This is a genomic window from Mucilaginibacter gossypiicola (assembly GCF_900110105.1).
Taxonomy (GTDB): Bacteria; Bacteroidota; Bacteroidia; order Sphingobacteriales; family Sphingobacteriaceae; genus Mucilaginibacter; species Mucilaginibacter gossypiicola.
Window position 1 is genome coordinate 607,365 of the sequence record NZ_FOCL01000002.1, and the last position, 21,671, is coordinate 629,035.

The window sequence follows — 21,671 nt, forward strand, 5'->3', positions numbered from 1 at the left end:
ATCCAGTAAATTTATACCTTAAGATTAAACAAACCCTGTTCGCAATATTTAAATATGTTGTTTATGCAGGGCGAGTAACTTAAATTTTAATTGTTAATTTTTTTTGGGGAAAGCCGTTCCGGTAATAGTGGAACGGCTTTTATCATTTTAGTGCGAATCGGCAACAGCTTTGAGCTTTTTAAATGGCTGCAAATAAAGCAGCGGTATCGAAAACAACATCACCAACCCCGAAATCCAGTAAGCATCGTCATAAGTTAGCAACAGCGTTTGCCTTGTAACCATACCTTCTATAGCCTGGTAAGCCATGTGGGTAGCATCAATCATCGATTTACCTTTGGCCATAAACCCTTGCGTAAGCATATGCAAGCGATCATTGAAAGGATTATTGTACGGGTTGATGTTCACCAGCAGGTTGTTACGGTGTACGCCCTGGCGTATGTGGATTAGTGTGGTTAGTGTTGCTATCCCAAACGAACCGCCCAACTGACGCATCATGTTGTTCAAGCCCGACCCCTGACCTAATTCAGGGCCTTTCAAATCGGCCATAGCCAACGTAGTAAGCGGTACGAATAATAAAGCCATACCTACACCACGGATCAATAAAGGCACTAACACGTCTTTTTCGCCCGTAGCCAGCGTTGAATTACTGAGCATGTGTGTAAATACATAAAACAGGAACATGCCCGCTGTGGCCATAAATTGGGCCGGAATACCCTTATTAAGCATCTTACCTATAAATGGCATCATCACAATGGTACACAAACCACCCGGGAACAATAGCTCACCTGTTTGCTGGGCGTTAAAGCCAAGCAGGTTTTGACAAAACACAGGGAACACGAACACCGAGCCGTACAAACCAAACCCAAGTATAAACGACGTGAACATCCCCACGGCAAAACTTCGATGCCGCAAAATGCTGAAGTTTACTATCGGGTGCTCTGTACTCATTTCGCGCCAAATGAACAATATGGTTCCTAATACGGCCGATATAGTTAATACCAGGATGTACGGTTTAGCAAACCAGTCTTCGCTTTCGCCTTTTTCCAATACAGTTTGTAAACTGCCTACCGCAACAGCCAGCAGGATAATACCCCACCAGTCAACCGGTTTGCCTTTGGCATCCTTGGGCGTTTCCCGCACGAAGGTGTAAGTACAAAATGCGGCTAACGCACCCACAGGTATATTTACGTAAAAGATCCATGGCCATGAGTAGTTTTCAACAATCCAGCCACCAATAGTAGGGCCTACTGTTGGGCCTACAACCGCTCCCAAACCAAATAAAGCGGTTGCTGTGCCTATCTGCTCACGGGGCCAGGTTTCAAGCAATATAGCCTGGGCAGTTGAAATCAAACCACCACCGGCAATACCCTGAATAATCCTGAACAATACCAGCTCATCCATGCTGTGCGCGTTACCACATAAAAATGATACGATGGTAAACACAATGATAGATGCCATGAAATAATTTTTACGCCCAAAACGGCCGCCCAGCCAACCCGACATGGGCAATATGATCACGTTTGCTACCGCATACCCGGTAACTACCCAGGCCACATCCTCAAGGGTTGCGCCAAGGTTACCCTGTATGTGAGGCAACGCTACGTTAACGATAGTGGTATCAATCAGCTCCAGTAACGAAGCTGTGATCACCGTGATGGTGATGATCCACTTTTTAAAGCCAGTTTCAGCCATAATATTATTCTTTAATTACTGATACGTTTACGCTCATACCCGGGCGTAATTTTGCAAGCTCTTCTTTAGTGCCGTTAATTTTAATTTTCACAGGCACGCGTTGCACAACTTTCACGAAATTACCGGTAGCATTATCCGGAGGAAGCAATGAAAATTTAGCACCTGTAGCAGGCGAAAAATTATAAACCTGGCCTTCCAGTTTCATGTCAGGATATGCGTCAACTTCAATCTCTACTTTTAAACCGTTTTTGATGTTGGTAAGCTGAGTTTCTTTATAGTTGGCTGTAATGTAAAGGCTGTTGTCATTAACAATTGAGAACAAAGTTTGACCAGCCTGAACCAGCTGACCTAACTGCACATTCTTTTTAGATGCCAAACCACTTGCTGGTGATTTTACCAGGGTATAGCTCAACTGCAGTTTAGCGTAATCAATATCAACCTGCCTTTGTGATACACCAGTGTGGGTAACAGCTAACTGGCTGCGGGTAGTTCCAATTTGCTCAACAGCGGCTTTGTACTGATCCTGTGATGCTTTGTAATTTGCTTTAGCAACATCAAGGTCGGCTTTAGCCTGGTCAAATTGTTGCTGGGTTACTGATCCGTCTTTTACCAGGTTGGCATAACGGTCGTAATCTTTTTGCACTTTTTCTAAGTGAGCAGCATTTGATGCAACCTGAGCTTTAGCCCCTGCAGAATTTGCTTCGTTAGCGAAGATCTGTGATTGATTTACATTGATACCAGCGCTGGCGCCAACCTGTGCAGCCTGAGCCTGCTCTAATTTTACTTTATAGTCGCGGTCATCAATTTTAACCAGCGGCTGACCAACATTTACGTGGGTGTTTTCTTCAAAATAAATTGAATCAACATATCCGCCAACGCGGGCAACTACAGGGCTGATATCGCCGTCTATCTGCGCATCATCTGTATCGACGTGTTTGCTGAAATAGATGTATTCTTTTATACCGAAAATTACGCCGCCAATAAGTACAATGCCTAATATGATGGGGATAACTTTATTTTTCTTTTTCGGTTGTTCCGGTGTTTCTTGTTCCTTTGCCATTTTATTTAAAGGTTTGGTATTATTATTTGTTGATTTTTCCTGTTGATTTTTGTAGAGTATAGTAAGCAAGACCAGCATCGGCTTTAGCCAATTCTAAGTTGATCTGTGCCTGGTAAAGCAAGGTTTCTGCATCGGCCCTGTCTGTTGCTGATGCTATATTGCTTTTGTATTTTGATTCGAGGATCTTGTTATTTTCACCGGCCTGATCAATCGCTGTTTGTAAAAGTTTGATCTTCTCCAATGCCTGGGTATAGCTCTGGTAGCTTTGGTTAACCTCGTCTTTTACACGGTCGGTAGTGATACTTTTGTTGATATCAACCTGCTGGCTCTGTATCTGGGCTTCTTTTACTTTATTCTTGTTTGTCCACAATGAGCTGAAGTTCCATGACAGTGTTAAGCCAGCCGATAGTGGGGTGATGAAGTTACCGCTTTTAGGGATTGGGTTGGCGTTAACATCAACGTAGTAACCTGCAACTGACGCGCCTAAAGTTGGCAATTCATTAGCTTTAATGCTTTTGATATTGGTTTCGGCAACGCGGCTGCGTAACGCGAATTGCTTAAACTCAGGACGTGCAGCCATTGCAGTATCAAGGTAAGCGGTTAGCGGAGCTACCTGCCTGTCGGCTTCAACAATCTGATCAATATTTAACTGTGTACCTTCAGGTAAACCTAACAACACGTTAAGGTTATAGTTAATGATACGACGGTTAGTTTCCAGGTCTACACCGTTAACTTCAATGTTTGAGCGTTGTAATTGAAAGCGCAACACATCGTTTTTGGTAACCAGGCCCTGTTCAAAAAAACGTTGAGCCTGTTTAATTTGGCCATCAACAGTAGTTAAGTTTTGTGTTACTACTTTTTTGCTTTGCAACACTTTGTACAGGTTGTAATATGAGCTGATGATGTCGTAAACGATCTGGTCTTTATCATTTTCAATATCCAAACGGGCAACCTGTGTAAGCAGGTCAGTTGACTGGCGGGCATATTTCAATTTACCGCCGGCAAATATGGTTTGGTTTAAAGTAAGGATCCCTAAGTAAGCATCAGCGCGGTTAGGCAGGTTAAAGCTCGATTCGCCTAATGCAAGCCTGTTGGCCGGAATTTCGGCGTGGTTATAACCGTAGCTTACTTTACCTGTTGGCAGGGCTTCATCTTTAGCCTGATTATATTCTGAAACAGCCTGCTCAACTTTTGAATTTGAAAGTTTAAGCGTTTTACTGTTTTCGAGGCCAAGTTTAATAGCCTCATCAAGTGTGATTGTCCTGTCTTGTGCGCTGGCAGCAAAAGGCAGGCTTAAAACTATGAGGGCGATACTACCGCGTAAAACGGGCCGTAACACCTGCTTTAATAGCTTAAGGTGGTTGGTTTTGTTATTTTGAGTTGTCATGTTCTTTAACTAAATAAGCTTTTAAAAGTCTTTTCATGTATGTTTTAACCCGTGGTTTCAGTTCATTTTCCATAAACTTTTCATCACGAATATCATGTCCCAGTATTAATGATGATAGCTGCGGCATGTTAACTATATAATTTTTTGTACCAAAAAGGGTAGCTATTACCATTGGAATATCGGCATCTGCATGGAACAATCCGGTGTTTACACCCTCTTCCATAATCCTTTTTACCTCATATACATTTACCATCAATATTTCGATGATCTTATCGGTAAGGTCGCCACGTTTGTTCATGGATACTTCCCTGTTTATGAGTTTTTGAAAGCAGTTATTAGCGATGATGCGTTCAACATAATTGTCAATGCATTTATCCAGTTTATCCCAGGCGTTCATGCTGCCATCACTGCCAATATTTTGCAGCAGCGTACGGAACGAATTGATCTTGCGTTCAAAAACTGCCAGGAAAAGCCCTTCTTTTGATCCAAAATAGTAATTGAGCATAGCCATGTTTACACCGGCTTCGCCAGATATGGTACGGGTGGAGGCACCGTCATAACCAAGGTCTGCGAACACCTTTTCGGCTACGTCAAGGATATGTTCCTTTTTATCTATTTTATCTTTTTCCATTGTTTTAACGGCACAAAATTAATCAAACGATTGATTAAGCGTATCGGATTGAAGCAGAAAAAGTTAATCGGTTGATTAAGATTACCATCGAATGACAGATTTGTTTTACATGGGTTAAGAAAATTGTAAAAATTAAAAGTTGTTGTTGAAACATTTAATATGAATCGTTAAAAATCTTAACAGATTGATGGCCACAGTAATCGTTTTGTTATATTGTTGATACAGGAAATACAGAATATCTATCTTTCAATATATTTGTTGTTATGAAGCGTATCTACCTCATTGCAGTATCCCTGTTTACAGCCGTTTTTTCACAAGCCCAAACCAATCCGCCTACCGATCTTGGCACCATTCAGCAAAACCTTAAAAAGCTTGATGTGCTTGGCAGCGTATTGTATGTTGCGGCACATCCCGACGATGAAAACACCCGGTTGCTGGCCTACCTGGCACAGGAAAAGCATTATCGTACCGGCTACCTGTCGCTCACCCGCGGTGATGGCGGGCAAAATTTGATAGGCAATGAGCAGAGCGAGCTGCTTGGTTTGATCCGCACGCAGGAACTGCTGGCAGCCCGCAGAGTTGATGGAGCCGAACAGTTTTTTACCCGTGCTAATGATTTCGGGTTTTCAAAAGGGCCGGAAGAAACCCTGAAAATCTGGGACAAGGAAAAAGTATTGGGCGATGTAGTGTGGGTGATCCGTAAATTCAGGCCAGATGTAATCATTTGCCGTTTCCCAACAACCGGCGAAGGCGGCCATGGCCACCATACCTCATCGGCCATATTAGCTCAGGAAGCTTTTACTGCAGCAGCTGATCCAAGTCGCTATCCCGAACAATTAAAATATGTAAAGCCATGGCAGGCCAAACGCCTCCTGTGGAACACCTTCAGTTTTGGCAGTGTTAATACTACCGCTGCCGATCAGTTTAAAATTGATGTAGGAGTTTATAACCCTATCCTGGGCAAAAGCTATGGCGAAATAGCTGCCGAAAGCCGCAGTAACCACAAAACCCAGGGCTTTGGCTCGGCCAAACAACGCGGCGAATCATACGAGTTTTTTAAAACCATTTTGGGCGATGCCCCTCAAAACGATTTGATGGATGGCGTTAACACCACCTGGAAACGGGTTAAAGATGGCGATGCTATCTCAGCCCTGATCAGTGTGATCAGCCGGAATTTTATCAGCGAAGCTCCCGAAAAATCGTTGCCGGCATTGGTGCAATTACTCATGAAAGTGGAGAAAGTGCCCGACATCTACTGGCGCGAACAGAAAACCAAAGAACTAAACAACCTGATCGCGGCATGTGCCGGCCTTTGGTTTGAGGCCTATGCAACAGAACCTACCTATGCTTTGGGCGATAAAATGAACCTGCGGGCACAAGTGATCAACCGTTTTAATTATCGTGTTAAGATAAACAGCATTGATGCCAACGATAGCTCTTTGGCACTGCAAAGCAAGGAGATCCCATTTAATCAATTACAAACTTTTGAAACCACCGCCGCTGCATCTATGTTAACGCAGCCTTACTGGCTGGCGGCACCACACCCGGTAGGTGTTTATACATTGCCGGACAATACACTTGCCGGCAACCCCGAAAATCCTGATCTGCCAAAAGTTACTTTCCAGTTTATTGTTGAGGGTAAACCGATCAATATCGACCGCCGAATTATCTACAAGTATGTAGACCCGGTTAGGGGCGAAGTTTATCAGCCCATTGAAATAACCCCGCCTGTAACAGCAAACATTGATAACCAGGATTACATTTTCAGCACGCAACAGGCACAAACGGTACTGATAAATCTGAAAAGTTTTACCAAGGCAAGCGGCACCATCAGCCTTAAACCTATTGCCGGCTGGAAAATAAGCCCCGAAAAGATAGATTTTACCGATAAGGATAAAAACGACGAATGGTCGGTAGCTTTTACTGTTACTCCAACCGATAACAAAACAAAAGTATCTGAACTGGAAGCAGTAGTTAACGCCAATGGAAAGCCATTTTCACTCAGCCTTCGCCGTATCAGGTACGATCACGTGCCGGCTATTACCTTATTTCCGCCTGCACAAACAAAGCTTGTTTACCTCGATCTTAAACATAACGGCAGAAAAATAGGCTACATTGCCGGTGCCGGCGACCAAATGCCCGAGGCTTTACGTCAGGTGGGCTATGATGTACATTTGCTAAGCGAAAACGAGGTGATGAACGGCGATCTTTCAGGTTATGATGCCATAGTAACCGGGGTACGGGCCTATAATGTGAACGAGCGCCTTGCTTACCAACAGGCAAAGCTGATGGCCTATGTAAAAAATGGCGGTGACCTGGTAGTTCAGTACAATAACAACAATGGCATTGTGGTAAAACAAATAGGTCCGTATCCGTTTACCGTAGTGAACAGGAGGGTTACTGATGAAAATGCCGAAGTAACTGTTTTGGATCCGCAAAACCCCGTATTAAATTATCCTAACAAAATAACCAATGATGATTTTAACGGCTGGATTCAGGAGCGCGGACTGTATTTTGTAAGCAATATCGATCCGCAGTACAAGCCCATTCTGCAAATGCATGATAAAGGCGAGGAGCCCCTTAACGGATCATTAATTGTGGGCGATTATGGCAAAGGCCGGTTTATATATACTTCCCTCGCCTTTTTCAGGGAATTGCCAGCCGGCGTACCGGGAGCTTACAGGTTGTTTATTAACTTATTGAGCAAGCCGAAGTAAAAGACAAACAGGGACCTGCCTGGCAAAGCCATCAAGATCCTCTACGAGCGACCCTGATGGAACATTAAACGAATCGTCATTGCGAGGAACGAAGCAATCCTCAAGACGCAGAGCGGCTATGCAAATCCTCTCTGTAAAGCCGGGGATTGCTTCGTTCCTCGCAATGACGGTTTATTCTTTACCTTTTCCCGTTTATTCTCCCCAACCACCCGGCAAAAAACACTTAATGTTATCAAAACCGTGTCAATTTCAACGCGTTAACATTTTTTTAATATAAAACTCTTTCAATTACAGTAAATTCTATTTACGTTTGAATTTTTTCTTGATGTAGCTTCAAATAATTTTTTACCCTGAAGCACATGTTACGCGTCGACAGTTCCAAACCATGCCAAATTATTTATGCCATTGCCAGGCATGACTACCTGTCGTATGTTATTGAGCCTCACATTGTTCAACTTAACCCTAACGGTGAATTTTCATTAACCCACCAGCGTTTATTTTCCAATACAGCCAAAGAATTTTGCGAGTTTCTGGACGATACCGATATCCGGCTCATCAAACTGCTGGAGGAAATGGAGCAGGGCAACGTGATCAAAAGGTATTATAAAAAACCAATCCGCCCATTTGAGTTTTTCTCCAAGATCTTCAACGAACAGATGTTTGATATGATCCGCCCTAAACTGGAGAAACGTATTGCCGAAGCATTATCATTGCTTTGCGGCAAGCAGGTATACCAAATGAGCAAAGAAGGGTACCCCGGCGAGCGCAAACTTCAACTGGCTACCGAGGCCGCATCGGTATTATTTCACTTCAGGCGCAATGAGGAAGAGATCAGGTATTTCCCTACCATCAAATACCAGGGCATGCGCATTGAGTTCATGTTTAAAAATGCTGAGATCATTTGCAACCACCCGGCCTGGATGCTGCTTGACGACACCCTTTATTATTTTGACAAGGAGATTGAGGGTAAAAAACTGCAACCGTTCCTGAACAAGCGTTTCATTGCTATTCCTAAATCGTCGGAGCAATCATACTTTGAAAAATTTGTTGCCCCGCTCATCGAAAAGCATAATGTTTATGCCGAAGGCTTTACCATCAATACCGAAAAGTATGATGCCCGCCCGGTACTTAAACCTATTTATATTGAAGGTGGCACTTCGCAGTTACAGCTTTCTTTTAAATATGCCGGTTATGTATTTCCTTATGGCGATGGCAGGCACATCTCTGTAAGGATGGAGAAAACAGGTGATGATTACCTCTTCCATCGCATAAAACGCTCAACTACCTGGGAAAAAGGCAAAATGCACCAGTTAGAACAAATGGGCCTTAAGGTGGCTTCATCACTATTTCAAAACCTTGAGGTTGCTGGTCGCGACGATGATGCCGACCATTCATTCTCGGTTTTTGAATGGCTTAACCAGCATCACGACCAGCTTATTGAGCAGGACTTTGAACTGGAGCAGCCGGAAGGGCAAAAGCGCTACGTTTTTGGCAGCAGCAAAATTGAGCTTGTAGTAACCGAAAATAACGACTGGTTTGATATCAACGCCATGGTTAGCTTCGGGCCGTACCGCATCCCTTTTATTCAGCTTAAAAATCATATTCTCAATCACAAAAAGGAGTTTACCCTGCCATCAGGCGAAATTGCGGTAATCCCCGAACAGTGGTTTTCACAATACGGTAACCTGCTGCATTTTACCGAGGGCAGCAACGACCTTAAACTGCGACGCCATCATATAGGCCTGGTTACCGATTTGGCCGAAGGCGAAATGGCCAGCGTTACCATGACCCGCAAACTGCAAAAGCTTACCAATTTTGACGAGCTGGAGGATGCGCCGATGCCTGTTAATTTTGAAGGCCATTTGAGGCCGTACCAAAAAGCAGGCTACAACTGGTTTCATTTTTTAAAGCAATATCATTTTGGCGGCTGTCTTGCCGATGATATGGGCCTGGGTAAAACCATCCAGACTTTATCATTGCTGCAAAAACACAAGGAAGATGTCGAAAACGCAGGCGGCAAAGCCACTTCGCTGGTGATCATGCCAACCTCGCTGATATATAACTGGCTTAATGAGGCACGCAAATTTGCGCCGCAATTAAGGCTGATGGTGCATACAGGTACCATGCGTTACCGCAGCGCCGATGTATTTGCCAATTACGATGTAGTGATCACCACGTATGGCATCAGCCGCATTGATATTGAGATGTTTAAAGATTTCTTTTTTGATTACGTGATCCTGGATGAAAGCCAGAATATCAAAAATCCGTCGTCAAAATCGTATCAGGCCGTTAAGCAACTTAAATCGCGCTTTAAGCTGATATTGAGCGGCACCCCGGTAGAAAACTCGGTTAACGACCTTTGGACACAGATGTCGTTCATTAACCCAGGCCTGCTGGGCGCGCAGCAGTTTTTCCAAAACGAGTTTGTAACGCCGATAGAAAAGAAAAAAGACGAAGACAAGGCACGCAAACTACAAGCCCTTATTAAGCCTTTTGTTTTGCGCCGTACCAAGGAGCAGGTAGCGACAGAACTTCCGCCTAAAACGGAAAACCTTTTCTACTCGCAGATGACCGAAGAGCAGTCATCTGTTTATGAAGAGATCAAATCTGAATACCGCAACGAACTGTTGAAAAGCCTTGAAGACGGCACTTTTGCTAAAACACAGATCCAGGTTTTACAGGGCCTCATCAAGCTAAGGCAAATTGCCAATCACCCTATCATGATTGATAAAGATTACGAAGGCGATAGCGGCAAGTTTGAGGATGTGGTTCATACGTTGAATAACGTGCTCGACGGCGGTCATAAGGTGCTGATATTTTCACAGTTTGTAAAACAGCTAAGTATTTACCGCGATCATTTTGATCGGGTGGGTATTCCGTACGTTTATCTTGACGGAGCTACCCAAAACCGGGGCGATGTGGTGAAACAGTTTCAGGAAGATGAAAAAACACGTGTATTCCTCATCTCGATAAAAGCCGGCGGTGTAGGCCTCAACCTTACTGAAGCCGACTATGTATTTATCCTCGACCCATGGTGGAACCCCGCCGTTGAACAACAGGCCATTGACCGTACGCACCGCATTGGCCAAACCAAAAACGTGTTCATCTATAAATTCATCACCAAAGATTCGGTTGAAGAAAAGATCCTGGCCCTGCAGCAACGCAAGCTCAGCCTGTCGCGTGCATTGATCACTACCGAAGAGAGCTTTATTAAATCGCTTACAGCCGAGGATATTAAGGAGATATTGGGGTAAGTCCCTCCCAAGCCCCATAAAGGGAGAGGGTTAAAAAAGGAAAAGCGGTGGGTTACACTCATCGCCGTTTCTTATTTTATCATGTCATTGCGAGGCACGAAGCAATCGCACGGAAGCATAGCCGCTCTGTATAGTATGCGGTTGCCACGCTACGTTCGCAATGACATTTTTTTAATTTTATTATCAACTTGCGCTCGTTTGCAACGAGTGCTTAATGTGGTTTCGCGTTTAAAACGCGAGTCGGGCGATACAATCGCCAAGCCATGTTAAGCGCTCGTTGCAAACGAGCGCAAGAAGTGGTTGCTATTTCAGCTTATTCAGTGCCGCTTTCACCCTCGGTATCAACGCTTCAATTTCATTAAGCGGGGTTGCACCTACCGACGCACGGAACCAGTTCACATCATCGCCGGTACCGAAGGCCGAAAACGGAACAAAAGCAGCTCCGGCTTCCTTAATCAAATAGAAGTTAATATCTGCCGAATCTTTCAGCACTTGGCCATCGGGAGTGGTTTTGCCGCTGTAATCTATCTTCAGGGTAAGGTAAATGGCCCCCATTGGCTCAATCGAATCTACATTTAAACCGCTGGCTTTCATCTCCTGGAAACCTTCATGCAGGGCAGTAAGGCTTGCCTGGATCTTTCCCTTTAAGTCATCAAGATAACTGTTTACATCAGCCTCATCAGTTAAAAATTTGGCCATAGCCATCTGTTCAGGCTTTGGCGACCAGGCACCCATGTGGCCTACAATGGCTTTCATGTTCTCGATAACCAATTCAGGGCCGAACCCCCAGCCTACACGTACCCCGGTTGCGGCAAAGCATTTTGAACCTCCATCAACAAAAATGGTGTAATCTTTTAATTCAGGGCGAAGCGTTACCGGATCGTAATGCTTATGCTCGCCAAAAGTTAATTGTGAGTAGATTTGATCGTATAATAAATACAATGGTTTCTCACCCGCTGCACGGCTCTTGTTTTCGGCAATCACAAGGTCGCAGATCTCTTCCAGATCTTTTTTACTGAACATAGTACCAGTGGGGTTCAAAGGCGAACACAGCGCCAGTAAAGCCGCTCCTTTTAAATGCGGGCGGATATCCTCTGCCGTAGGCATAAAGTTGTTTTCGGGAGCGGTTGGAATGATCACCGCATCCGCATTCAGCAAATCGCTATAATGGTTATTGTTCCATGATGGTGCAGGGAAAACCACTTTCTCGCCAGGGTTAACTACCGCTAAAAATATTGAATAGATCAATGGTCGCGAACCGCCCGATATCAGGATCTGGTTGGGTGCATACTCAAGACCTAAGCTTCTTTTCAGGAATCCGCTTACGCTTTGGCGCAAATCAAGCATACCATCGGCAGCAGGATAGTTGGTTTGATTATGATTATAAGCATCAATGATCTTATCCTTTAAAGGAGCAGGGATAGGATAAATATTAGAGTCAAAATCGCCGATGGTAAGGTTGGCGATATTCTGGCCTTGTCGTTTTAATTCGTTGATCTCGCCCGCAATCTTGATGATCTCCGAGCCATGTAAATTTTGAGCTAATAAGGAAACACTCATGGATTTATGTATTTATGAGCGGCAAAGATACGGGAAAAGGTTAAATGAGGTGAAAGGTTAAAGGCGAAAGGTAAAAGGTTTGTTTAAGGTATTATATAAAGGAAAAGGTCAAAAGCAAAAAAGAAAACCTTTTGCCTTTGACCTTTCGCCTTTAACCTAATCGCTGCGCGATTAAAGATAGGCTTTACGCAGTTTAATTATTCGCATCCAGTGCATGAGCTTCATGATGGGATAAACAGGGTCTATCTCAAACCATTTAGCTCCAAAGTTAGCTTTATTAGGGTGTTTGTGATGATTGTTTTGAAACAGTTCGCCAAGCATCAGGAAATCAAATGGTGTGGTGTTTTTTGATTTATCGCCGTTATCAAAATTTTGATATCCGTATTTATGGCCGCACCAGTTAACAATAGCACCGTGAATAGGGCCCATTAAAAAATGGATCGGGATCAGCAGGTACATCCACGGCTGAGTAGCAAATTCAACGTAAAACAAAATATATAAGATACCGAATGATATACGGGAAACTATTGATGACCCTATAAAATCAACAAAACGCCATTCAGGAATATTGCCCTTAAAACGTTCTTCAGGTTCTTTCAATTTTTTCACATGCAGCCTGTAGCTTTTAGCAGTGTATATCATCATCTGGAAAACATCCTTAAAAAAGTGAGGAGAGTGCGGATCTTTTTCGGTATCGCTGTAAGCATGATGTTCACGGTGCATAATAGCGTATGCCCTTGGGTTCAAAAATGATGATCCCTGGCAAATGTAAGTAAGCAGGTAAAATGTTCCTTCGTAAAATTTATTAGTAGTGAACATTTTGTGAGATGCGTACCTGTGCAGGAAGAACGTTTGAAAAAATAGCGACAGAAACCAGTGCGCTATGAAGAATATGATAATAACCATTGAATTGTAGAAAATAGACTTATTTATAATCTTTCCAAAGATACAATTTAAAGCCTTATAAAGTTTTTAATATGTGAATAATGATAGTGGCAGCCATAAAAAATGCCGTTCCTGATATAGAAACGGCATTTAATTAAAAAAGTTATTTTACCGGGATTATAATAGTTCAAACTGTTGGGCCAACAATCGGTACGATTCCAGTCGGTCTTCAAAATTTTCGGTGATAGTAACAGCCATAATTTCATCCACTTCATAATCATTGGCAAGCCAGCTTAATTTGAGCTTTAGCTCGGTAGGTGAGCCGGCAATTACGCGGTAACGGTTATAGCGAATGCGCTCCTGGTCGGCCGGTGTATATTCCGCATCCTTCACATCATCATAGCTTAGCGGAACTATTGGCCCGCCTTTTTCAAACTGCAAAAAGCGATGGTCCATAACGGCTTGATGCTGCCTTACTTTTTCCTCATCTTCCGAACAGAAGATAAACACCGCTACATTGGCCTCCGGCTGTTGCAGATCATCAGATGGCTGAAAGCGCTCCTTATACATCTTAACACTTTCGGGACCGCCATTCGGATTAATAAAATGCGCGAATGAAAAACCCATGCCAAAATGTGCCGCGAACAAGCCGCTTTGTCCGCTCGAACTTAGTAACCACATATTAGGAACGGTTTTAACCTGTGGTATGGCCCTGATACGCGCCTGGATAGTTCCCGGCTCGTAGGTATCATGAAAGTAGTTTTGCAGATCGGCGAGTTGCTCAACAAAGTCCTGCTCCCTGAACTGGTTTGACGGGTTAAGCGCGGCTGCGGTAATCCTATCGGTACCCGGCGCACGGCCCATACCCAAATCGATCCGGCCGGGGAACAGCGCTTCCAGCATCCGGAAGTTTTCGGCAACTTTAAGCGTGCTATGGTTGGGCATCATGATACCGCCCGAACCCATGCGCATGTTTTTGGTTTCGCCCGCCAGGTGGGCCAGCAACACCTCTGGCGTTGACCCTGCTATGATACCCATATTATGATGTTCCGAAATCCAAAATCGGGTGTAGCCAAGGGTATCGGTATATTTTGCCAGTTGTATGGTTTCCTGTATGGCCTGCTCGGCAGTAGCGCCTTTTCTTATCGGCGACTGGTCGAGCACGCTCAGTTTTATTTTATTTGTGCTCATATATATTGTGAACACAAAAATAAGCATAGGGTTGCAGGCGGGCTTTGCATCCCGGCTTTTATGGCATTGGGATTACTATTTTGAAAGCTTAAAGCGGAAAGCAAAAAGCGGAAAGCTAAGAGAATAGCCCTAAAGGTGCGGCATTTGTGCGCGTTTACAAGCCATTACGTGGTACCCAGGCCTGGCTTTTAATGAGCCACTTACCGCTCACTATCCTCAATACAAATGAAAATGCACCCTGTTCTTCAAAATGCTCGCCGTTTACAAGGCCGGTATATTCAACAGGGGCTACGAGGTAAACTATCTCTTCTGTTTGCTGAAAAGTTTTGATACGCTGCAGGTCGACCTTAAAATCGCTGATCTTAAAATCCTTAACCGCTTTTTGTACCGAGTTGATCCATTGCACACCGGCCAGTTGCCCATTCCATGAAAAGGGAGGCTGTTCATCGGCCACAACGGCATTGGGTGCATACAGTTCGGAAACTGCCTCTATATTAAAAGTGCCCGAAGCTTTTATTACTGTTTCTATAACCTGGCGCACCTCGGGCTTTAATTTGGCTACGGTATCGGCAGGCAACGCTCTTTTTGCTGAAGCTGCACTGGCCAAACCGCTCATAAACATGCACAGGCATAAAAGGGGTAATAAATGCTTTTTCATGATCTTAACAATTTTGCACTTTATGCTTAAGGCCGTTCAATATACGAATAAGCTTGTGTAAAAATACTTTTTGATTGTTATTGTTTAGGAAGATCAAACGCCGGGCCTATTTTGTTTTGGCATTCATGTAGTCGATCGTGAGATTGCATAAGGCTTTCACACCCAAAGTAAAACCGCTTTCATCGATATAAAAATCGGGCGTATGGTGCGATGGCGCCTTCAGCGGATCGCTACCTTTTGGCATGCCGCCCAAAAATACAAACAAGCCCGGCACCTTTTCCTGGTAAAAACTAAAGTCTTCTGCACCGGTTACCGGCGGGCGCAATAACACATTGGCAGCCCCGGCAGTTTGCTGCAGGCTCGGCAACATTTTTTGGGTAAGCTCCGGATCGTTATAAGTTACCGGATAATGGTTGCTATAAGGAATTTTTACTGTAGCGGTGGCACCCTGGGCTTCGGCAGTTTTAGTGGCTATTTCTGTTAGCCTGGTAATCAACATTTTTTCATCGGCAGGGGTAAAGGAGCGAAGGGTGCCCAGCATTTCAACCGATTCGGGGATGATGTTTGAACGGTTTCCTCCTTTTATGGCGCCAATGGTAACTACCGCCGGGTTTTCGGTTACATTGATATTGCGGCTTACTATGGTTTGCAGGTTATTGATGATCTGCGCCGACGTTACTATCGGGTCAACGCTCGACCATGGATAGGCCCCATGCGCCGATCTCCCTTTTACAATGATCTGCATGTCATTAACCCCGGCCATTGTACCGCCCGGTCTGTAAGTAATTTTACCAACCTCCGTTTGTGAATTGATATGCAAGCCAAAAACTACGTCGACTTTTGGGTTCTCCAACACACCCTCTTTTACCATTTCCTCAGCGCCGCCTTTTTGCCCGGGTTCAACGCCTTCTTCGGCAGGCTGAAAAATGAATTTTACAGTTCCGTGCAAATCCGACTTCATTGAAGATAGTACCTGGGCAACAGCCATCAGTATAGCCATGTGCGAGTCATGCCCACAGGCGTGCATTACGCCAACTTCCTGTCCGTTGTAAGTAGTTTTTACTTTTGATGCAAAGGGTACAGGTGTGCGCTCAATAACCGGAAGACCGTCCATATCTGCCCGTAAAGCAACCACCGGCCCCGGATGTCCTCCTTTCAATATTCCCACCACGCCGGTTGTGGCAACTCCCGTTGTTACCTCAATACCTAATGATTGCAAATGCTTTGCAATAATGGCCGAAGTGCGTACCTCATGGTTACCCAGCTCCGGGTGCTCATGAAAATCACGCCTCCACGTAACTACCTGTTGCTGCAAAGCATCGGCTTTGGTATTTACCTGTGAGTGCATAGCGTTTTTTTGCGCCATGGCCGACAGCGCGAACATACATAGTGATAAAATAAGGCTTGTTCTCATACGGGTTGTTTAGTGACTTAAGATAAGCACAATACTTTAAATACAACCGCCTGGTTTACCCTCTGCCAAACATTTTTATTACCTTAAGCCCCTCACATCAACAAATATCTCCAAATGGCGCTTTTAAGCAATTTAGGCAATTACAAAAACCTCGGGTTACTCATCATTCGTATCGGCCTTGGTATTATGTTTATTTACCACGGTTACCCTAAATTAATGGGCGGCACCGAAAGCTGGAAACATCTTGGTGCATCGATGAAATACGTTGGGATCCATTTTTGGCCGATGGTTTGGGGATTACTGGCTGCTGCTACCGAATGTTTTGGCGGCTTCCTGCTTATTATAGGCTTGGCATTCAGGCCGGTTTGTATCCTATTGCTTATCAACCTTATTGTAGCAGCGTTAATGCACCTTGGTACCGGAGGCGGGCTGGGCGATGCTGCTCATGCCATTGAAGATGCCATTATGTTTGCTGGTTTAATATTTATTGGTCCAGGGAAATATAGCGTGGATAAAAAATAATTACATTATTTTAACACTAAAGCAATCACTTTTAATACTATCAATTAAAATATTATTAAATACCGTTAAAACACCTATTGGCACGAAATATATTGATAGATATATTTATAAAAAATATATCACAAATCAATATGAAAAAACAATTATTATGGGGTATGCTGCTGTTAGTGGCAGGTTTTAGTTCATGCCAGAAGGATTCGTTTAAACCTGTTAATGACGAAAGCGGCAAAGGGAAAAGTACAAAAGTAAATGTAGTGCAGCCAACTTACACTTATGCCGACTTAGCGCTACAGCCAAGGCAACCCGGTGAAAACTTTGATACCTATAAGGGTATATGGTCAGGGCAGGAGGTTAAAGTTATAGGAACCCCCGTCTGGAACCAAGCCGCATATCCTACTTTATTGAATGGTATCCCTGCCACAGGAGCATCATACGATGTTTACAGTAACGGAAATCTAATTACTGCCTCTACTGGTGTAGGCCAGGACTTCTTTGCCTTAACTGTTGGCGTTATAAGTGGCCTTGAGTGGGGAACAAAATTCCGAGAAGACTTAAAAAAATATGAGACAGCTGTAGCCGCATATGATCCCAGTACATCCCCTCCTCCTGTTCCATCACCAGGTACGTTTTTACCTAATACTTTATATAAAGATGCCACATCGTATACCGTTACCGGCAAGTTAATCAGAGTAACTACAGGGTCACATTGGGCATTAGCTACAGTTGATTACCCAACTCCAGCCCCTTCAAATCAAGTTATTACTAATGATATATCCTTCATTAAAGATGATATACAATATTCGCTTAAAACTTCTGGGAACACAATAATCGGCGTTAGTTTAATAAATGGTACGACACCACCATATACCCAGATTCCAGCCAAAGGTGCAAGTGGAACATGTATCGCCGTAGATCAAGAAAATTATAATATTAATGTTACTATCATTTTAACTAACGGCACTGTTGTTAACTACCAGGGTGCTGCATGGGGAGGTGTTTAATATTAGCAAACTAATTTGCTGGTAATGTTCGTAAAAAAAGCCGGCTCAATTTGAACCGGCTTTCTTCATAAATATCAGTTTGATATTACTTATTCAGGTTATCACCTAATTGTTTCAAATAATTCTCGTCAATATCATCAGATCCAGCAGCCGCCATAAACTTGTTCAATTTATCGGAATCAGCGGCAAATGCTTCTTTAAGGGATTTCTTTTTCAGTTGTAGTTTAACGGGTTGCCCGCCGTCTTTAACGACATAATAAAAATTCTGGTCGATATATTCATCATAATTATTACCTGTTGAAGCAATACCGTTTGTCGAAAAGTCAGCTTTATGGAATTTGGTAGCTACGTCCTTATATATTTTATATTTGGGGCCATCGACAATAACTTCGACATAGCGTTGCGGCGTAATAGCGGGTACCTTTACAAAGGCATGATTATTAACCTGTTTATCAAACAAAACGAATGATTTAAAGCTGTTGCCGTCAATCTGAAGTACTGTATTATTATCCTTGTTCACCATTAAATTACCGCTGATTTTATCGTAGTTGAACAGATAATGGGTGTTTTGAACAATAGAATCAGCAGCACTGATCACATAACCGTGTACCCAACTATCGTATAAATAACGGCTGCCCTGAGTAGCATCCTGGTGATTGGTTACTGATATATTGCCAGCCTGTGTATTTAAGGCACCAGCATGTGTACTAAAGGTATCGAAGTTATTGGTTACTTTAGTATTAAGCTTACCACCTGCTATAGCCTCATTTTTACCCTGTAAAACTATATTGTAGCTTTTTTGCTGATCGGTGGTAAAAGTATATTCTTTATGGCCACCTGCAAGTACAAGGATCTTTGAACTTGGCTGGACTTCAAGATTAAATACTCCGGTTGAGTCTGAATAAGTTGCAACTTTATGATCAACATCAACTAAAAATGCGAAAGGTACATGCTCCCCCTGCTGATCGCTGACAATACCTCTAATATTCTGACTTTGGGCAAATAAATTAACGCTGGCTATTACAGCTAAGATAGTTACTATAGGCTTTTTCATGAATTTATGATAAGTAGACTTCTAATATACGTTATTATAATACATACAACAAGTATTTATTATAATGTTACACATTTTAAATACAAAAAAAAGGCCACCCTATTCGGGTGGCCTTGATAATAAATATCCGTTTATGGCCTTGCTTTGCTATAAGTAAGGGTATCTGTTAAACCTCTGTGGTTAATATCTGCTCCATTCCAAAGCATCGAAATATAGAACGTTTTGGTTGCAGGGTCATACCGAGTGTCATAACCAGGCTCGCCGACTAAGGTAGCATTTGAATCGGTAAATGAAACCTTGTTAGTTGTTGGGTTAATCACAATGTTTAAACCATCAATGCCACCAATACCTGTTTTATTGTCTGCCCATAAAGGCGCATAAGATACAGAGTTTGCGCCGGTAGTTGCTAAGGAAACAGTAGCACCGGGTCCGCGGTGACCGCCCAATTGTGTATCGGCGTCGCGGTGAACAATACCTTTTACAGTATAAATACCATCGTATTTATTTTTTGCCTGAATGTTAAGGAATAAAGTTTTATAATTACTTATCTGTTGTCCGCTTGCATCTACAATTGAGATCGGTAATACGTAGGCTTTTTCCAGATCGAAGTTCTGTGTAATTACACTTACATTAATTGTAGCAGTACGCTGGTTTGCTGGTACTGTGGCAATAAGCGAAGATATGGAGTAAAAAGCAGTTGGCATCAAATCGTAAACCACAGGATAATCAGGAGCCGCAGTAGCACCTGTAGTATCATTAGCGGCAGCAGTACTATCTGACTTGTATTGCGCAATGTTTTTATTATTAAGCGCTGTTAATGCAGCCTCATCGACCTTCAAAGTCACCTTTAAAGATGTGCTCAATGGAACAGGTGAAGCCACGTTAATAACCACCGGAATAGTTTGGGCTGCTGCTTGAATTGGCAATGCAACAGGCGCAGTTTTATTAAGCCCTTTGTAAGCCGCCAACGGCAATTCTACCAAGGTACCTGCTTTACTGAAATCAGTAAAAGTCTTTTCACTCTTTAAGCAAGAGCTTAAGAATACCGTCAATGCTGCCAGTATTGTATATAGATATATATATGTCCTTTTCATGATCCTTTTTATATTAATTACTTGTTACTTGTTGTGCCCAGAATATATTTGAAGTAAACTGGTTAATGGAACCTTGCGCCTGAACATTGCTCGCATTTTGCGCATACTCAGATGCCGGGTACAAAATTCTTCTTGGAATATTTTTCACAGTTACGCCTGTGTAAATAGAAACCGGAACCTTAGGAAAACCAGTTCTCCTATATTCATTATAAGCTTCAAGGTTACCGTATCCGTTTAACGATGCCCATTTCTGAGTTATGATTGCCTGAAGTTTTTGAGCAGGCGTTGTTGGGTTACCATTTGCATCTAAAACAGGGTAAGCAATACCGGTCTGGGACAGGTATTTAGCAGCTTTAGCATCAGCATCAGCTGTTTTAAGCACGTATTCAAATGAAGCCGTAACACCTGAATTATATAAAGCAGCTGCGTCGCCGGTTATAACTCCACGAAGTGCCGCTTCTGATTGCAAAAAGTATGACTCAGCCGCCGACATAACGACTGCATCCATCGAAGGATTTTTTAATAAGCCAAAAGTATTTGATGCTGAGGCATTATATAAATCAGCCCTGCCTATTGCGCTTGCGGTGATCGGCACAAGAGTTCCAAAGTCATTACCTACAAGGTTGCCATTTATAGGGGTGTAAAACCCGGCACCACGGTCATCAGCATTACTGCTATAAAAATCAGTACCAAAAGCGTTTGCGGTAATATTTGCTGCATTGTTTGAACCAGCCTGGTTTTCACCGTAACGCTCCCAAAATGGGTTCTGCTTACCGTCAACATTTAGATAGCCTGGGTTAACGTTTGCCATTGTTGTTAAAAATCCTTCGCTAAGGTTATTTGCCATTAATGTTTTAGCGGCCGCAGCATCAATAACATTAGGTACCTGCCTTAAAACCAAACGCAATTTTAAGCTATTGGCAAATTTCCTCCATTTGGTCATATCACCGCCAAACATCACATCGGCGCTGCCTGGATTAACTACAACATCTGTTGATGCCCCTTTGATTGCAGCTATTGCGTCATCAAGTTTAGTGATCAGTTTGGCGTAAATATCCTTGCCATTTTCATATTTAGGGGTAAGGTTTTTAGCTCCCTGAAAAGCTTCGGAATATGGAACATTATTGTAATTGTCTACCAACGCCTGGAAGTTATAAGCCTCCATAATTTGTGCAATAGCAGCAAAATAAACCTGAGATTTATCCGTACCTGATTGCTTAATGATATAATCATAGTTGGCAAGGTTCAGATAAAAAGGCGCAAACACCTGGTAATCACCAGTTGTAAACTGATAAGTTAATAAGGAATTGCCCGGAGCATAACCTGCAGCCGGCGACCAGTAACCCATCAAATAACCTTCAAGTGTAAAACCTGTATTAATGTTACGGGCAGTTGTTGTTAAAGCACCGGTAAGCACAACTGACGCCGGGCCGGTTGTTGGCTGGTTCGGGTTGTTCGTCTGATCCAGAAAGTCCTTTTTACAGCTGCTAAACGCAGAGGCAATCAGGAATAATGAATATGCTATATATTTTCTTTTCATGATTATACGAT

16 protein-coding genes are annotated in these 21,671 nt (G+C 43.1%); 4 read left to right on the plus strand and 12 right to left on the minus strand.

All coding sequences use genetic code 11. The features are described 5' to 3' along the window. Positions 1 to 147: 147 nt before the first annotated feature. Genes BMX50_RS07890 through BMX50_RS07905 form a run of 4 tightly spaced genes read right to left on the minus strand, consistent with a single transcriptional unit; the run spans position 148 to position 4,770 of the window. Positions 148 to 1,692 (minus strand): DHA2 family efflux MFS transporter permease subunit, encoded by a 1,545-nt coding sequence (locus tag BMX50_RS07890; RefSeq protein WP_091209891.1) that lies wholly within the window; start codon positions 1,690 to 1,692, stop codon positions 148 to 150. Positions 1,693 to 1,696: 4 nt separating this feature from the next. Next, a complete protein-coding gene (locus tag BMX50_RS07895; protein ID WP_091210352.1) occupies positions 1,697 to 2,752 on the minus strand; it encodes an HlyD family secretion protein in 1,056 nt (351 codons plus the stop codon). A gap of 22 nt (positions 2,753 to 2,774) precedes the next feature. Beyond that, entirely contained in the window at positions 2,775 to 4,139 is a 1,365-nt protein-coding gene (locus BMX50_RS07900) for a TolC family protein (protein WP_091209893.1), read from the minus strand. Beyond that, complete coding sequence (locus BMX50_RS07905; protein WP_091209895.1) at positions 4,123 to 4,770, minus strand: TetR/AcrR family transcriptional regulator; 648 nt, start codon at positions 4,768 to 4,770, stop codon at positions 4,123 to 4,125. The genes BMX50_RS07900 and BMX50_RS07905 overlap by 17 nt, the downstream gene beginning before the upstream one ends. A 263-nt stretch (positions 4,771 to 5,033) precedes the next feature. Between BMX50_RS07905 and BMX50_RS07910 the strand changes: the two genes are divergently transcribed. Both BMX50_RS07910 and BMX50_RS07915 read left to right on the plus strand, forming a co-directional pair. Beyond that, the gene (locus BMX50_RS07910; protein WP_091209897.1) at positions 5,034 to 7,487 is read left to right on the plus strand and encodes a PIG-L family deacetylase; all 2,454 of its coding nucleotides are present in this window, start codon (positions 5,034 to 5,036) and stop codon (positions 7,485 to 7,487) included. Positions 7,488 to 7,846: 359 nt separating this feature from the next. Beyond that, positions 7,847 to 10,741 carry a DEAD/DEAH box helicase gene (locus BMX50_RS07915; protein ID WP_091209899.1) on the plus strand — a complete coding sequence of 965 codons (2,895 nt, stop codon included), beginning with the start codon at positions 7,847 to 7,849 and terminating at the stop codon, positions 10,739 to 10,741. Between the two features lie 303 nt (positions 10,742 to 11,044). On the opposite strand, the gene BMX50_RS07920 is transcribed toward BMX50_RS07915, so the two are convergent. The 5 genes from BMX50_RS07920 to BMX50_RS07940 all read right to left on the minus strand — a co-directional run bounded on the left by BMX50_RS07920 (position 11,045) and on the right by BMX50_RS07940 (position 16,449). Further along, the gene (locus BMX50_RS07920) at positions 11,045 to 12,301 is read right to left on the minus strand and encodes a pyridoxal phosphate-dependent aminotransferase (RefSeq protein WP_091209902.1); all 1,257 of its coding nucleotides are present in this window, start codon (positions 12,299 to 12,301) and stop codon (positions 11,045 to 11,047) included. 171 nt (positions 12,302 to 12,472) lie between these two features. Beyond that, the gene (locus BMX50_RS07925) at positions 12,473 to 13,207 is read right to left on the minus strand and encodes an acyl-CoA desaturase (RefSeq protein WP_091209904.1); all 735 of its coding nucleotides are present in this window, start codon (positions 13,205 to 13,207) and stop codon (positions 12,473 to 12,475) included. Between the two features lie 156 nt (positions 13,208 to 13,363). Then, complete coding sequence (locus tag BMX50_RS07930) at positions 13,364 to 14,377, minus strand: LLM class flavin-dependent oxidoreductase (protein ID WP_091209906.1); 1,014 nt, start codon at positions 14,375 to 14,377, stop codon at positions 13,364 to 13,366. A 154-nt stretch (positions 14,378 to 14,531) separates the two neighbouring features. Next, a complete protein-coding gene (locus tag BMX50_RS07935; RefSeq protein ID WP_143065122.1) occupies positions 14,532 to 15,035 on the minus strand; it encodes a DUF4440 domain-containing protein in 504 nt (167 codons plus the stop codon). Between the two features lie 106 nt (positions 15,036 to 15,141). Further along, on the minus strand, positions 15,142 to 16,449 hold the full coding sequence (locus tag BMX50_RS07940; protein WP_091209910.1) for an amidohydrolase: 1,308 nt from the start codon (positions 16,447 to 16,449) through the stop codon (positions 15,142 to 15,144). 114 nt (positions 16,450 to 16,563) lie between these two features. Here BMX50_RS07940 and BMX50_RS07945 point away from each other — a divergent pair, with 114 nt between their 5' ends. After that, complete coding sequence (locus BMX50_RS07945; RefSeq protein ID WP_091209913.1) at positions 16,564 to 16,971, plus strand: DoxX family protein; 408 nt, start codon at positions 16,564 to 16,566, stop codon at positions 16,969 to 16,971. Positions 16,972 to 17,102: 131 nt separating this feature from the next. Next, a complete protein-coding gene (locus tag BMX50_RS07950) occupies positions 17,103 to 17,972 on the plus strand; it encodes a hypothetical protein (protein ID WP_091209916.1) in 870 nt (289 codons plus the stop codon). Between the two features lie 85 nt (positions 17,973 to 18,057). Here BMX50_RS07950 and BMX50_RS07955 read toward each other — a convergent pair whose 3' ends face one another. From BMX50_RS07955 to BMX50_RS07965, 3 genes are all read right to left on the minus strand, one after another. After that, complete coding sequence (locus tag BMX50_RS07955) at positions 18,058 to 19,026, minus strand: hypothetical protein (protein WP_091209918.1); 969 nt, start codon at positions 19,024 to 19,026, stop codon at positions 18,058 to 18,060. Positions 19,027 to 19,157: 131 nt separating this feature from the next. Next, a complete protein-coding gene (locus tag BMX50_RS07960) occupies positions 19,158 to 20,120 on the minus strand; it encodes a DUF1735 domain-containing protein (RefSeq protein WP_091209920.1) in 963 nt (320 codons plus the stop codon). Between the two features lie 13 nt (positions 20,121 to 20,133). Next, positions 20,134 to 21,660 (minus strand): SusD/RagB family nutrient-binding outer membrane lipoprotein, encoded by a 1,527-nt coding sequence (locus BMX50_RS07965; protein ID WP_091209922.1) that lies wholly within the window; start codon positions 21,658 to 21,660, stop codon positions 20,134 to 20,136. Between the last annotated feature and the right edge of the window lie 11 nt (positions 21,661 to 21,671).

Bases quoted from the DNA above. Each gene is read 5' to 3' on its own strand.
- BMX50_RS07890 (WP_091209891.1), bottom strand. From the start codon at position 1,692: ATGGCTGAAACTGGCTTTAAAAAGTGGATCATCACCATCACGGTGATC.
- BMX50_RS07895 (WP_091210352.1), bottom strand. From the start codon at position 2,752: ATGGCAAAGGAACAAGAAACACCGGAACAACCGAAAAAGAAAAATAAA.
- BMX50_RS07900 (WP_091209893.1), bottom strand. From the start codon at position 4,139: ATGACAACTCAAAATAACAAAACCAACCACCTTAAGCTATTAAAGCAG.
- BMX50_RS07905 (WP_091209895.1), bottom strand. From the start codon at position 4,770: ATGGAAAAAGATAAAATAGATAAAAAGGAACATATCCTTGACGTAGCC.
- BMX50_RS07910 (WP_091209897.1), top strand. From the start codon at position 5,034: ATGAAGCGTATCTACCTCATTGCAGTATCCCTGTTTACAGCCGTTTTT.
- BMX50_RS07915 (WP_091209899.1), top strand. From the start codon at position 7,847: ATGTTACGCGTCGACAGTTCCAAACCATGCCAAATTATTTATGCCATT.
- BMX50_RS07920 (WP_091209902.1), bottom strand. From the start codon at position 12,301: ATGAGTGTTTCCTTATTAGCTCAAAATTTACATGGCTCGGAGATCATC.
- BMX50_RS07925 (WP_091209904.1), bottom strand. From the start codon at position 13,207: ATGGTTATTATCATATTCTTCATAGCGCACTGGTTTCTGTCGCTATTT.
- BMX50_RS07930 (WP_091209906.1), bottom strand. From the start codon at position 14,377: ATGAGCACAAATAAAATAAAACTGAGCGTGCTCGACCAGTCGCCGATA.
- BMX50_RS07935 (WP_143065122.1), bottom strand. From the start codon at position 15,035: ATGAAAAAGCATTTATTACCCCTTTTATGCCTGTGCATGTTTATGAGC.
- BMX50_RS07940 (WP_091209910.1), bottom strand. From the start codon at position 16,449: ATGAGAACAAGCCTTATTTTATCACTATGTATGTTCGCGCTGTCGGCC.
- BMX50_RS07945 (WP_091209913.1), top strand. From the start codon at position 16,564: ATGGCGCTTTTAAGCAATTTAGGCAATTACAAAAACCTCGGGTTACTC.
- BMX50_RS07950 (WP_091209916.1), top strand. From the start codon at position 17,103: ATGAAAAAACAATTATTATGGGGTATGCTGCTGTTAGTGGCAGGTTTT.
- BMX50_RS07955 (WP_091209918.1), bottom strand. From the start codon at position 19,026: ATGAAAAAGCCTATAGTAACTATCTTAGCTGTAATAGCCAGCGTTAAT.
- BMX50_RS07960 (WP_091209920.1), bottom strand. From the start codon at position 20,120: ATGAAAAGGACATATATATATCTATATACAATACTGGCAGCATTGACG.
- BMX50_RS07965 (WP_091209922.1), bottom strand. From the start codon at position 21,660: ATGAAAAGAAAATATATAGCATATTCATTATTCCTGATTGCCTCTGCG.